This is a genomic window from Microbacterium sp. MMO-35, assembly GCF_037147555.1.
Lineage (GTDB): Bacteria > Actinomycetota > Actinomycetes > Actinomycetales > Microbacteriaceae > Microbacterium.
Genome location: NZ_JBBCVH010000003.1, coordinates 473,367 through 485,955 on the forward strand (window position 1 = coordinate 473,367; position 12,589 = coordinate 485,955).

Sequence of the window (12,589 nt, forward strand, 5' to 3'; positions counted from 1 at the left end):
GTTGCGTGGGAACCTGACCACGTCCTCTAGGCTGATTCCCGGTTGCAGCCGAACGCAGCAGCGAACGGCGACCGCGTTCGTCCCCGACGCGACCACCCCCCGCGTCGCCCTCCACGACCCGAATCGGAGAGAGATGTTGTCTGCCCCCCAAGAACGCTCTGCGCTCGTGACCGGCATCACCGGCCAGGACGGCGGCCATCTGGCACAGCTCCTGCACGATCGCGGCTATCGCGTGTATGGCTTCATCCGCGGGCAGAACAACCCGCGCCGCGCGCAGACCCTCGCCGAGTACCCGTTCCTGACCCTCCTCGAAGGCGACCTCACCGATCTCGGATCCCTCATCCGCGCCGTCGAGACGGCAGACCCCGACGAGGTCTACAACCTCGCCGCGGTCAGCCACGTCGGCTACTCCTTCGGCAACCCCGCCCTGACCGCGGAGGTGACCGGGCAGGGCGTGCTCAACGTGCTCGAGGCGGTCCGCCTCACCGGGCGCGCCGAGCGCACGCGGATCTATCAGGCGTCGACGTCGGAGATGTTCGGCGGCCTCGACTACAACCGTCCCGGATCGGGCTACAACGAGGAGTCGCTGTTCCACCCCCGCAGCCCCTACGGCGTCGCGAAGCTCTACGGGCACTGGATCGCGAAGAACTATCGGGAGAGCTACGGCATGTTCGTCTCCTCCGGCATCCTCTTCAACCACGAGGGCGAGCGACGGGGCCCGGAGTTCGTGACGCGCAAGATCACCCAGGCCGCGGCCCGGATCTCCCTGGGCCTCCAGGACGAGCTGCTCCTCGGCGACCTCTGGCCCAAGCGGGACTGGGGCTATGCCGGCGACTACGTGCACGGGATGTACCTGATGCTGCAGCACGACGAGGCCGACGACTTCGTGCTGGCGACGGGCGAGACGCACTCCGTCGAGGAGTTCGTCGAGCGCGCATTCGCCGCCGTCGGCATAGAGGACTGGCGTGCGCACGTGAGGCAGGATCCGCAGTTGCTCCGTCCCGCCGAGGTCGACATCCTCCTCGGGGATCCGCGCAAGGCGGAGCGCGTCCTGGGATGGCGTCGCGAGGTCGACTTCGACGGTCTCGTATCGCTCATGGTCCAGCACGACCTGGCCGAGCAGCGCCGCCTGTCGTCATGACCTCACCGCTCGAGGGCATGGACCTCGTCGTCACCGGCGTCGACGGATTCGTCGGACGCCACGTCGCCCGCCTCGCCCGTGCCGCAGGGGCCCGCGTGCACGGTCTCTCGCGCTCACCGGGCGTCGACGACCTGCTGGCGGACGTGCTGGCCTCCTACCGGGGGCTGGATCTCCGCGCCGCCTGGCCGCAGGACGTCCCGGCGGACGCCGTGATCCACCTCGCCGGGCGCTCGGCCGTCGGCCCGTCCTTCCGGCACCCGCAGGACTACATCGCCGACAACAGTGCGATCGTGACCACGATGTGCGAGAGCCTGCTCGCTCGGGGCCGGCCGGTCCGCATCGTCGGCGTCTCCTCCGGCGCCGTCTATGCCGCCCCGGCCGACGGGACGCCGGTCACCGAGGATGCTCCGACCGCGGCGTCCTCCCCCTACGCGGTCAGCAAGCTCCTCGTCGAACGCCAGCTGGAGTACTACCGCTCCCGAGGTCTGGACACGATCGTCGCGCGGCCGTTCAACCACATCGGCCCCGGCCAGGGTCCGGGATTCCTCATCCCCGATCTCGCGATCCGACTGCGTGCCCTCCCGGACGGCGAGGCGCTGACCGCGGGCAACCTGGAGACCGCCCGCGACTACACGGACGTCCGTGACGTCGCGCAGGCCTACCTGGACCTCGCCGCCGCGGCGGCGCCGGCTCACGACGTCTACAACGTCGCTCAGGGCATCTCCACCAGCGGGCGCACGATCCTCGAACTCCTGTGCGCGCAGCTGGGCCGGCCGGTGCCGCGGGTGATCGTGGATCCGGCCCTGATCCGACCGGGCGACGCGCTCCGCATCGCGGGGTCCGCGGATCGCCTCCGCGAGGATCTCGGCTGGACGCCGCGTCACGATCTCGGCGAGTCGATCGCCGCCGCCTGCGCCTAAGGCGCGGCCGAGAGGCAGCTCTCGCCGTTGTTCAGTCGGCTCAGCGCCTCCTGGAACAGCTCGGCGACGTAGGCGTTGCCGGCGGGGGTCATGTGACTGCCGTCGCCGTTGTACTTCGGGTTCAGCACGTGCGGATCGGCGGGGTCGGCGACGGCCCGGTCGACGTCGACGACACAGGCCACCTGCGAGGGGCTTGTTCGCAGGAACGCGTTCCACTGGTTCCGGGCCTCCTCCCCTTCGCCCTCCGCTCCGCGCGGAGGCTCCGTGAAGGCGATGATCTTCGCGTTCGGCCACTCCTGCTGTGCTTTGCCGACGAGTGCGACCCAGGCCGCCCCGACATCGTTCACGCTCGTGCCCGCGACCAGGTCGCTGGACGACGCCCAGACGGCGACGTAGTCGGCATCGATCTCCGGGGCGAGCTGCCACTTCGGCGAGTCGGGCAGGAAGTTGGACGTCCAGGATCCGGCCGCAGCCAGGCTCGACGCGACTCCACCGTTCTGCCGCGCCCACTGCTGGTGCCAGGAGCTGATCTCGCCCTCGTGAGACACCTTCTGGTTGGCGCCGGCGTTCAGCGAATGCCCCAGCACCGAGACCACCGGGATCTTGTGCTCGGGGTCGTCGAAGGCGTACTCGACGGCGATATCGAGATAGCCGCCCTGGAGCGTGAATTGGCCTCGGTTCGCCTGGGTCGTCATCGGGCCGTTCGCTACGCCGGAGCGTACCCACGCCACGGCCGGCGAGACGCCGATCTGCGTGCTGGTCGGGGCGCTGAACGAGACCCCCAGCAGATAGGAGGTTCCCGCGGTCATCGGCACGGCACTCGCGTCGAACCAGTCGGTCACCAGCGCCTTGCCGTCCGTGAGCTTGCCGCCCGCGGAGAGCCGCGCGGTCGCAGCGCCGTCGAAGGATCCCTTCTCGGCTCCCTGCTTGCCGAGATAGACCGCGTTCACCTGCACGGGGTTCGCGATCATCTGGTCGCCGCGGTAGTCGAGGTTGCGGATCACGAGCCGGTACCGGGTCGCGTCGACCGAGGGGATGAACGGCACCCGCTCCTCCACGACGCCGGGGGCGGGCACCGAGATCGGGAGCGTAGCCGAGGTGTGCCCGAGGGAGTACAGCGCGTGCCGTTCGCCGGCAGCGGGAGCATCGGCCGCCGCAGCCACCGGCGTCGTGTCCGGCTTCCCCTTCGCCGAATCGACGGCCATGCCGATCACGACCCAGCTCACGAAGCCGCCGGCCGCGAGCACCACGCACGCCGCGACGACGATGGACACGATGAGCAGCGTGCGACGGGACGTCCTCGCTCGTGCGGATCCGCGAGCCATCATCGCTCCTTCCTCCCCGCGCCGAGCCTCATCGCCGGACGCTCCACGAGGAGGAAGCTGGCCGAGGCGAGGGCGACGCTGATGACAGTGACCAGCATAAGGCTCCGGATCCACCCGCCCCAGTCGTCGCCGCCCGCGAGCCCCCAGCGCTCCAGCACGATGATGACCGGGTAGTGCCAGAGGTAGATGCTCAGCGAGGTCGTGCCCAGCCAGTGCAGCACGGGGTTGTCGACGATCCCCGACACACGCCAGGGCCGCCCGGTGCCGTCGACGGGGATGATCAGCAGCAGGATCAGCGCGGTGGCGAAGATCGCGAAGGCGCTGGCGATCAGCCGCGGCGCGACGAAGAAGAAGGCGCTGCTCGCGACGAACGCGACCGCCAGCACGATCCACGCCACCGGCCGCACCGTCCGCGCGCGGTCGATCGACAGATCGCCCCGGCGCAGCGCGAGGAAGAAGACGATCGCGAGCATGCCCCATCCGAAGTTGTCGGACCAGGGCAGGATGCTCCGCGTGAGCACGGCGATCGGGTTCGGCCCCCACTCGGTCATGTCGGGGGTGAGCGGGCTGCGCGCCGCGACGAGGGCCAGCACGACACGGCTGACGGTTCCGACGAGGATCAGGAGCACGCCGGGGGCCGCGGCCACCGCGTAGCGGGAGGCGCGCGGCGCGAGCCTGGCCGCCGCGGCCGCCGCGAGCGCGGCGAGGAACGGGAGCATCAGGTAGAACGCCAGCTCGACGGTCAGCGTCCACGAGGAGTTGATCCCCGTCTGCAGCTGGCTCGGCAGGTAGTTCTGCAGCAGCGTGAGATGCAGCAGCAGAGCCCCCGGATCGAAGATCGAGCCGGTCCCTCCCCCGCCGCCGCGCGCCTGCACCACCATCGCGTTCTCGACGTACAGCGCGCCGAAGAGGTTCGCGACCCAGAAGATCAGCAGGTATGCGGGGAAGACGCGGAAGATGCGCGCGCGCACGTAGCCGCCGAGGCCGCGCAACGGAGCCGAGCCGTCGAGGATCGCCCGGGCGAACGGCATGTAGATCAGCATCCCGCTCATCACGAAGAAGACCACGATCGCCTGACCGAGGACCTCGACGTGGGTGACCTTGAGAATCGAGGGCGAGTAGTGCGCGGTGACGTGCACGAGGATGACGCAGAGCGCGAGGAAGCCGCGCAGACCGTCGAGGCCCACGAGGCGCGCGCGGGTCGTCCGCACCGGTGCCTGCGTCATGCCGGGACCTCCGCGACGTGGACGGAACGGAGCCGCGGCGACGCGGGCCCGGGATCGGAGGAGAGGGGGCGTCCTTCGCGGGCCAGCACCTGGACCTGCGCCAGCAGCAGAGCGAACGCCATCGCCAGCGGGGGCATGGTAACCACGGGGAAGTCGAGCTGGAAGCCGATGAAGATCAGCCCGATCAGCACACTCCCCGTGACCCCGGCCCCCGGGGTGCCCCGGCGCATCGCCAGGACGGCGAGCACGAGCGCGAGGATCAGCAGGATCAGGAACACGAGACCCGCGAAGATCCCCGCGCGGTAGATCACGATGAGCGGCGTGTTCGCCGCGAAGTTCACGTGGTATCCGTAGATCGGGTCGTAGAACTCCCGGATGTGCCAGCCGTGGCCGAACAGCCAGAAGCCCGACATCTGCTCCGGGTAGTTGCCCAGCGCAGTAAGTCGCGCGCTCGCGCCGACGTCGCGGCTGTTGAACGAGTCGAACAGCCGCGACGACACCGCGGGGACCATCGTGATCACCGCGACCATGGCCAGGCCCGCGATGACCATCGCCGTCCTCCCGGCGGCGTGGATCCTGCTCGCGACCACCAGCACGAGCGCGGCGACGATGAGCGAGAGCAGCGCGGATCGCGACAGCGTGGCCACGAGGGAGCCCGCCAGCACGGCCATGAGCACGGCCCTGCGTGCCCCGGCGAAGACGGCGCCTGCGATGCCCAGTGCCAGCAGGAACACCAGGCCGGCGCTGTTCGGGTCCACGTACAGTCCCGAGGCGCGCAGCACCTCCGACCCTCGCACCAGCGCGGTGCGGGCGTTGACGGCCGCATCGCCGCCGTAGCCGAGGAAGGCGAAGCGGTTCACCCAGGCGCCGGAGGGGTCCAGGACCAGCATCGCCACGGTGAAGAGACCGCCGACGGCGGCGCCGAGGACGAAGGCGCGCATGAGCACGCGCCGTAGCGGGTCGTCCAGGCAGACCGCGGTGATCATCGTCCCGGTCGCGATGGCCCACTTCAGGTACTCCCACATCCCCTTCCCGCCGGTGAACGCCGCGAGACAGGCCACCAGGCAGACCAGGATGAAGACGATGACCGCGCCGCCAAGGACACCGAGCGGCTGCCGCCCCCGGTACGGGTGCAGCATCGCCAGGGGGACGAGCACCAGGGCGAGCATGACCGCGAGCGGGATCCCCGTGCCGGGCACAGCCGCGAACGGCGCGAACCCCAGCACCAATCCGGGGGCCGCCGCGAACACGCCCGGATGGCGCAGGAACAGGTGCAGCAGCAGCGGCACGGCGGCGATCGCGACGCCGACGACGACGAGCACGGTGCTCGTGCGGATCAGGCCGAGCGCGATCAGCGCGAACGAGGCTGTGGCGATCAGCACGACGCCGGCGGCGCGCCAGCTCACGCCAGCCATTCCGCCACCGCCCTCTGCGGGGCCCCCTCGGCCCAGTGCGCTCGGTTGCGGGCGTCCAGCTCCTCGCCCGCGACCCGCGCATGTGCCGGATCCTGGAGCATCCGCCGCGCCTCCTCGATGAACTCGGCGCCCTCGACCGCCGTGAGGCCGAGGACGCCGTCGAGGCTGCCGATCGCGGCACGGGTGCCGACGACCGGGAGCCCGCGGCTGGCCGCCTCGAGGATCTTGACCCGCACGCCGCCGCCGGTGCGGATGGGCGCGAGCACGGCACGGCAGGTCGCGAGCAGCCCGTCGAGGTCGTCGACGAAGCCGAGATCGCGCACGCCCTCGGGCAGCTGCAGCTCGGTGTCCGCTCGCCCGACGATCACGAGCTCGGCACCGGGGATGCCGGCACGGATCCGCGGCCACATCTCGAGCAGCACCCTCAGCCCCTCGGCGTTCGGCCGCCATTGCCGATCGCCGACGAAGGCCACGCGCGGTGCGTCGAGATCCCGTGCGGGGATGTCGGCGCGCGCCCGGAGCGTGAGGTCGAGCCAGCGCACCCGGTCGATTCCGGCGGCGCGGTACTCTGCCGCCTCGTCCTCGTCATAGGTCCCCACCGACCGAGCCGTGCGTGCGATCCGCCTCTCGTCCCGGCGGATCGCCGGCGCCTGCAGGCGCCCCGCCAGACCGTAGGCGGCCGACCAGACGTGGGACTCGGAGACGACCGTGTTCACATAGAGGGGCGAGGTCCGCCCGGTCGCGAGGAACGGCTCCGCCATATAGGCGTGGTCGGCGACGAAGAGGTCGGCGTCGCTCTGCGCGACAGCGCGGCGGAACGCCTCGACGTCGAACCGCTCGTGCACCGCGCTGCGCCCCGTGCGCAACGCCCTCGCCGCGACCTGCGGGAGGCGCACTCGAGGCTTCTCCACGATCACGCCGTCCGGCCGGGCCTGCTCCTGCGGCCCCATGCCGATGTAGCGCACCGAGAGGCTCTCGCGCGCCAGCGACATGACCAGGCGCAGCATCGCCATGTCCCCCGTCTGGTCGCGGATGGGATCCTTCGCGACCAGGAACTCAGCGCGACGCATCGGTCACCGGATTCGGGCGCGAGACGCGGACCAGTCGCGCGAACAATCCCACCAGAAGCACCTCTCCACAGACGGCAGCGATCGCCGCGGCCAGGTCGCCGCCGACATGCCATGCTACCAACGAGATCAGCAGCAGCAGACGGAGCACCAGGGCGACGGCGTTGGCCGCGATGCGCGCGACATCCGCCCTGCGGACGTAGAGCACCGTGACCCAGACGTTCGTCATGGCGCGGAGCCCGGCGAACGGCGCGAGCACGAGCATCACCTCACCCATGGGGCGGTAGTGCGGGATCGCCAGGAGCACGACGGCGACCGCATAGGCACCGATCGTGAGCACCACCGCGATGCCCACCGTCGGGCGCAGCGGAGGCTCGCCGGCCGCGCCGCCCCCGACCTCCCGCAGCGACGCCGCGAACTGCTGGCCGTAGAGCTGCCCCACGGTCGAGGCGGCCAGCACCAGCTGCGAGGCGAAGGAGTAGACGCCGACCACCGCGTGATCGGTCAGCAGGCCCAGCAGCAGGATGTCGCCCTGCAGGTAGAACGAGAGCACCACCGCGTCGATGACGAGGGCGGCGTGCTCGCGCCAGTGCCCGAAGCGACGCGGCCGATGCCCCGCGCAGACGCGTCCGGTGAGCAGGACGACGGGCAGGTACGGCAGCAGGTAGATCAGGCAGGCCAACGGCAGCGTGGCGGCGTGCCCCGCGACGAGGATGTAGGCGCCGGCGAGCACGATCGACGAGATCTGCCGGTAGGCGTCGACCCGCATGATGCGGGCCGGCATCCCGGCTCGCATGGCCTCGCTCTTGTAGGCGTTGAAGATCATCTCCAGCCCGGCCACCAGCAGGGCGAAGCCGAGGAGGAAGGACCAGGGGTACGCGATCCCTCCGAGCACCGCGATGCCTGCTCCGATGAGCGCCCGCAGGGTCCGCTCCGACTCGAACTCCTCCTCCGAGACGCGCACACAGCGCACGACGAAGATGTTCTCGATCGGTGCGGAGACGATCGCGGCGAGCGCGTACGCCGAGGCGTAGGCGCCCAGGTCCGAGACGCCGAGCGTCCCGATCAGCAGCACCGTCCAGAGCAGGCCCATGGCCCGCCCGGCGACCATCCAGACGCTGGCGGCGCCCAGGTGCAGGAACGAGCGGATCATGTCTGCACGGTCCTCTCGATGCTCAGGTGTGCCGGGGCATCGCCGGGTGGCGGGACCAGCGTCCGGCCCGCGCCGGATAGCATGGCCTCACCAGATCCTATTTGACCGGCGGGAGGATGCGTGCGCGCCCGGATCGATCCGCTCACCGGCATCCGCGGCTTCGCCGCAGGCTGGGTCGTCCTGCTGCACGTCCACCTGCTGTTCGCGCTCCCGGCGCTACCGGTGCTGGACCGCCTCATCGACGGCGGCAACCTGGGCGTCGACCTGTTCTTCATGCTGAGCGGGTTCGTGATCTCCTACACGTATCTCGACCGGCTGCGCGCGCCGCGGGAGCCCGGGGCCGTGCGGACCTATCTCTGGCTCCGCGTCGCCCGCGTCTACCCCGTCCACCTGGTGATGCTCCTCGTGGTGGCCGTGCTCGTCGCCGCGATGACGGCGGCGGGCTCCCCGCCCACGAACGGCCGGCAGTTCTCCGGGGTGAGCTTCGTGATGAACGTCCTCATGCTGCAGGCCGTGCCCCCGGCGCTCGCGTGGAATGATCCGGCATGGTCGATCTCCACGGAGTTCGCCGCATACCTCGCGTTCCCGCTGCTCGTCCCCCTGCTCGTGCGGCTGCGACGACGAGCCGTCCTGGCGCTGATCGGAGTGCTGCTGGGCGCGGGGATGGTCGCGCTCTGGCTGATCCTCTGGCACGGCGAGAGCTGGGCCTTCTGGTCCGGCTACGCCCTGATGTGGACGCGGATCGTGGTCTGCTTCCCGATCGGCTGCCTGCTGTACCTGCTCTGGCGCGACCAGCCGGCCGAGGGCCGGCGACGGCTGAGCCGGGTGCTGCTGCCGGTGTCGCTCGCCGGAGTGGTGGCCGCGTGCTTCCTGGCGCCCTCGGCGGGCGCGGTGACCCTCCCGGTGCTCGCCTACCCGTTCCTGGCCGCCCTGCTCTTCGCGCTGGCCTCCGGCGACTCGGGGCCGGCGCGCCTGCTCTCCACCCGACCCGCGATCTGGTGCGGGAAGGTGTCGTACTCGGTCTACCTCGTCCACTTCCCGCTGATCCTGGTGATGCGCACCGTCGCCGAGAGGCTCGGCCTCTTCTCCAGCGTCGCCGGCACGATCGCGGTCGTCGCGGCGACACTCGCCGGCACGGTCGTCGCGGGCGGGATCCTCTATCACTTCGTGGAGGAGCCGAGCCGTCGGCTGCTCAGGCGGCTGGCAGAGCAGCGCGCCATGAGGTCGCGAGGCGCCTGAACGCCTCGGGCACCGTCAGCCGCTCGCCGAGGGCCCGCACCGATGCGTCCAGCCGTGCCATCGCCTCCTCGTCGAGCACGAGCCGGTTCACCGCGGCGGCGAGCTCGTCGATCCCGCCGTCGACGATCTCGGCCTCGTCGGAGAGGCCGGGGTACCGCAGCGCGATGACCGGGGTGCGGTAGGCGATGGCCCGCGCCGCCACACTGGAGGCCACGTGCGTCTGGGGCCCGTAGGAGCTGCGCCGCCCATAGGGCAGCAGGATCGCACGGACGCCGCCGAAGAACGCATCCTCCTGCGCGCCCTCGACGCCGCCCAAGATCTCCACCCCCGGCACCGGGGGCAGGAGCTCGGTGCCCCGGCCCGCGACGCGGATCGCGATCCGGTCGTCGATCAGCACGCGCAGCCGCTCCAGATCCTGGAAGCCCTTGCCCTTGTACACGTACCCGAACAGGCCGACCGCGAGGGGGCGCTGCGGAGCGGGAGGCAGCACGGGCCGGGCCGGGGGCGGCAGGAAGCTGACCGCGACCGGGCCGTGCCCGAGCTCGGCGGTGATCGCCTCGGCGCCGGAGGCGGTGAGAGCGGACAGGTGCACGCCGCTCAGCACCCTGCGCTCCAGAGCGCGACTGAGCGGCATGGTCGGGTAGTGCAGGGCGTGCACGAGCAGGCGGCTGCGCCCGATCCCGCGCGTCCGCCACGGCAGCCACACGCCCAGCGGGGCGTCGTGCAGGGTGGCGCTGCGGATGACGCGGGGATCCCGCATCGCCCGCTGCGCGAGTCCCCAGAACGGCACGAGCACTCCCCCGCTCTGCTCCGCATGCACCACGACGGCCCCCGGAGCCGCGCGCACCGCAGCGCGGATCGCGCGGCGCGCGCGGATCACGTCGCGCACCGAGTCCTGGCCTGCGCCCCCGTGACGGATCTCGACGACGTGGCCGAACGCGCCCCGCGCCTCGATGAGCATGTCGTCGGCGTAGTCGCTGACGCCGCTGGATCCCGGGCGCGGGGCGACGTAGACCAGCGTCGCGTGAGACAGCGGATCGGCGCTGCGCTGCGGCATCAGTGGAACATCCTCTTGTAGCGCGCGGTGTAGGCCAATGCGGATCGGCGCTCCCCTCGGTGCCGCGCGGGAACGCCGGCGACGATCTCACGCTCCTGCACGTCCTCCCGGACGAGGGAGCAGGCGCCGATCACCGCGCCGCGGCCGATGTGCACGCCCGCCACGATCGTGGAGCGCGACGCCACCCAGACGTGGTCCCCGATCGTGACCGGCAGGAACTCCGCCTCGAACGTGTCGGAGTGCACCAGATGCTGTCCGGTGATGATGTGGGTGTCGCTGGCCAGGGCGACGTCGTCGCCGATGTCGATCCCCCCACGCGCGTCCAGCATGCAGCGGAACCCGAGGGAACAGCCCGTGCCGATCCGCAGCCGATGGATGTCGAGCACGGTGCTGCCCCGGCCGACCGTGCTCCCCTCGCCGATCCGCGCACCCCAGGCGCGCAGCGTGCCGATCCGCAGCGCATGCGACGGCACGTGCGTGACGACGATGTTGAACAGCGCGAAGCCGACCTGCTGCCACTTCTGGCGCAGATCCATCATCTTCTCCGGCGTGTGGCGCGGCCGGTCTCGACGAGATCGTCGTCGAGACCGTCGGCCTCTCGGGTCGGCGGTTCGTCCACGAGCTCGGCCAGCACGCCATCGCCCTCGCCCTCTGCGGGAGGCTCGTCCTCCAGGTCGTTGGTCGCGGAGGCGTATCCGTAGGTGTAGTACGCGTAGGCGTCCACGCCGGTGCGCGCAAGACGGTTCATCACGACGCCGGCCAGCGGAGCCTTGGCCTGCTGCAGCGCGGTCATCGCGGTGGTGAACTGCTGCCGGCGCACGCGCTCCACGCCGACGACGACGATCGACGCGTCGGACAGATGCGAGAGCACCAGCGCGTCGGAGACCGCGAGCACGGGCGGACTGTCGATCACGACGTAGTCGACGTGGCGGCGCAGGACCGCGATGAGCTCCGCGAACTGCGGCGACGCGAGCAGCTCGGCGGGGTTCGGCGGGATCCGCCCCGCGGGAAGCACGTGCAGGCGACGGTGGGAGCCGACGGTCTGCAGGGCGTCGGCGAGCGAGACCTTGCCGAGCAGCACGTCGGTGACCCCGACGCCGCCCTCGATGTCGGCGAGCCCCGCGATCGAGGGCTTGCGGAGGTCGGCGTCGACCAGCGCGACCCGGTTGCCGCCTTCGGCGAGCACCGCCGCGAGGCTCAGCGAGGTCGTCGACTTGCCCTCGCTCGGCACGGTCGAGGTGATCAGGAGCACCCGGCGCTCATCGCCTTCCGCGTCGACGAACTGGAGGTTCGTGCGCAGCGCCCTGATCGACTCCGCGAAGGTGTTACGACCTTCGATGATGTCGAGCGGGCGCCGCCGGTGCAGGCGCTTGTCCTTCGACACCATGCCGAGCACCGGGACGGTGAGCGAGCGCTCGATGTCCGTCACGTTCCGCACGCGCGTGTCCAGGGCGCCGAACAGGAAGGCGAGCCCGATGCCCAGCAGCAGCCCGGACAGGCCGCCGACGGTGATGAAGATCCACGGCGTCGGCCAGGACGGAGCCTGCGGAGGCACGGCCTTCTTGATGACCGTCGCCTTCACGAACGGATCGGATCCCGCGACGGGGGCCTCGATCTTCTTCTCGATCACCGTCGAGAGCTGGTCGGCCACCGCGTTCGCGATGTCGGACGAGCTGATCGGGTTCCCGGCCTTCGCCGTGATCTCGATGATGAGCTCGTCGCTCTGCGCCGTCGCGGAGACCTGGCCGGCCAGCTGCTCCGGGGTCGTCTTCAGCCCGAGCTGCTCGATCACCGGCTCCAGGACGATCGGATCCGACGCGACCGTCGCGTAGGAGAGCATGCGCGCCTGCGTGTACGTCGACCCCTGCAGCAGCTCGCTCGCCGTCCCCAGGGACTGGGTGGAGATGAACAGACGTGAGGTGGAGGCGTAGGTGTCCTTGACGAGCAGCAGCGAACCGGCGCCGACGGCGAGGCCGACCGCGAGCAGGAGGAGCATCAGCGCCCAGAAACGCTGGAACACTCTCAGCACGTCGAAAAGCCCCACGG

At 71.0% G+C, this 12,589-nt stretch carries 11 protein-coding genes; 3 read left to right on the plus strand and 8 right to left on the minus strand.

The window, feature by feature from the left end; genetic code table 11:
- The first annotated feature begins 166 nt into the window (after positions 1-166).
- The gene (locus WFJ01_RS09100) at positions 167-1,141 is read left to right on the plus strand and encodes a GDP-mannose 4,6-dehydratase (RefSeq protein ID WP_336628847.1); all 975 of its coding nucleotides are present in this window, start codon (positions 167-169) and stop codon (positions 1,139-1,141) included.
- Entirely contained in the window at positions 1,138-2,061 is a 924-nt protein-coding gene (locus WFJ01_RS09105) for an NAD-dependent epimerase/dehydratase family protein (RefSeq protein WP_292883875.1), read from the plus strand. Before WFJ01_RS09100 ends, WFJ01_RS09105 begins: the two co-directional genes overlap by 4 nt.
- Here WFJ01_RS09105 and WFJ01_RS09110 read toward each other — a convergent pair.
- The 5 genes from WFJ01_RS09110 to WFJ01_RS09130 are packed head-to-tail and all read right to left on the minus strand — an operon-like array spanning position 2,058 to position 8,247.
- A complete protein-coding gene (locus WFJ01_RS09110; protein WP_292883874.1) occupies positions 2,058-3,386 on the minus strand; it encodes an SGNH/GDSL hydrolase family protein in 1,329 nt (442 codons plus the stop codon). The genes WFJ01_RS09105 and WFJ01_RS09110 overlap by 4 nt on opposite strands.
- Complete coding sequence (locus WFJ01_RS09115) at positions 3,386-4,612, minus strand: acyltransferase family protein (RefSeq protein ID WP_292883873.1); 1,227 nt, start codon at positions 4,610-4,612, stop codon at positions 3,386-3,388. The genes WFJ01_RS09110 and WFJ01_RS09115 overlap by 1 nt, the downstream gene beginning before the upstream one ends.
- Positions 4,609-6,018, minus strand: coding sequence for a hypothetical protein (locus WFJ01_RS09120; protein WP_292883872.1), 1,410 nt, complete (start codon positions 6,016-6,018; stop codon positions 4,609-4,611). Before WFJ01_RS09120 ends, WFJ01_RS09115 begins: the two co-directional genes overlap by 4 nt.
- A complete protein-coding gene (locus tag WFJ01_RS09125) occupies positions 6,015-7,097 on the minus strand; it encodes a glycosyltransferase (protein ID WP_292883870.1) in 1,083 nt (360 codons plus the stop codon). The genes WFJ01_RS09120 and WFJ01_RS09125 overlap by 4 nt, the downstream gene beginning before the upstream one ends.
- Positions 7,084-8,247: a hypothetical protein gene (locus WFJ01_RS09130; RefSeq protein WP_336628848.1), complete on the minus strand. Its 1,164-nt coding sequence runs from the start codon at positions 8,245-8,247 to the stop codon at positions 7,084-7,086. Before WFJ01_RS09130 ends, WFJ01_RS09125 begins: the two co-directional genes overlap by 14 nt.
- 120 nt (positions 8,248-8,367) lie before the next feature.
- Here WFJ01_RS09130 and WFJ01_RS09135 point away from each other — a divergent pair, with 120 nt between their 5' ends.
- Entirely contained in the window at positions 8,368-9,486 is a 1,119-nt protein-coding gene (locus tag WFJ01_RS09135) for an acyltransferase family protein (RefSeq protein ID WP_336628849.1), read from the plus strand.
- On the opposite strand, the gene WFJ01_RS09140 is transcribed toward WFJ01_RS09135, so the two are convergent.
- Genes WFJ01_RS09140 through WFJ01_RS09150 form a run of 3 tightly spaced genes read right to left on the minus strand, consistent with a single transcriptional unit; the run spans position 9,440 to position 12,587 of the window.
- Entirely contained in the window at positions 9,440-10,543 is a 1,104-nt protein-coding gene (locus WFJ01_RS09140) for a hypothetical protein (RefSeq protein ID WP_336628850.1), read from the minus strand. The genes WFJ01_RS09135 and WFJ01_RS09140 overlap by 47 nt on opposite strands.
- Positions 10,543-11,082, minus strand: a complete 540-nt coding sequence (locus tag WFJ01_RS09145) for an acyltransferase (protein WP_295032339.1) — start codon at positions 11,080-11,082, stop codon at positions 10,543-10,545. Before WFJ01_RS09145 ends, WFJ01_RS09140 begins: the two co-directional genes overlap by 1 nt.
- Complete coding sequence (locus WFJ01_RS09150; protein WP_336628851.1) at positions 11,079-12,587, minus strand: polysaccharide biosynthesis tyrosine autokinase; 1,509 nt, start codon at positions 12,585-12,587, stop codon at positions 11,079-11,081. The genes WFJ01_RS09145 and WFJ01_RS09150 overlap by 4 nt, the downstream gene beginning before the upstream one ends.
- Between the last annotated feature and the right edge of the window lie 2 nt (positions 12,588-12,589).

What these genes read in the sequence shown, in the direction of transcription:
- WFJ01_RS09140 (WP_336628850.1), bottom strand. Translation starts at nt 10,543, where the DNA reads ATGCCGCAGCGCAGCGCCGATCCGCTGTCTCACGCGACGCTGGTCTAC.
- WFJ01_RS09110 (WP_292883874.1), bottom strand. Translation starts at nt 3,386, where the DNA reads ATGGCTCGCGGATCCGCACGAGCGAGGACGTCCCGTCGCACGCTGCTC.
- WFJ01_RS09105 (WP_292883875.1), top strand. Translation starts at nt 1,138, where the DNA reads ATGACCTCACCGCTCGAGGGCATGGACCTCGTCGTCACCGGCGTCGAC.
- WFJ01_RS09125 (WP_292883870.1), bottom strand. Translation starts at nt 7,097, where the DNA reads ATGCGTCGCGCTGAGTTCCTGGTCGCGAAGGATCCCATCCGCGACCAG.
- WFJ01_RS09115 (WP_292883873.1), bottom strand. Translation starts at nt 4,612, where the DNA reads ATGACGCAGGCACCGGTGCGGACGACCCGCGCGCGCCTCGTGGGCCTC.
- WFJ01_RS09145 (WP_295032339.1), bottom strand. Translation starts at nt 11,082, where the DNA reads ATGATGGATCTGCGCCAGAAGTGGCAGCAGGTCGGCTTCGCGCTGTTC.
- WFJ01_RS09130 (WP_336628848.1), bottom strand. Translation starts at nt 8,247, where the DNA reads ATGATCCGCTCGTTCCTGCACCTGGGCGCCGCCAGCGTCTGGATGGTC.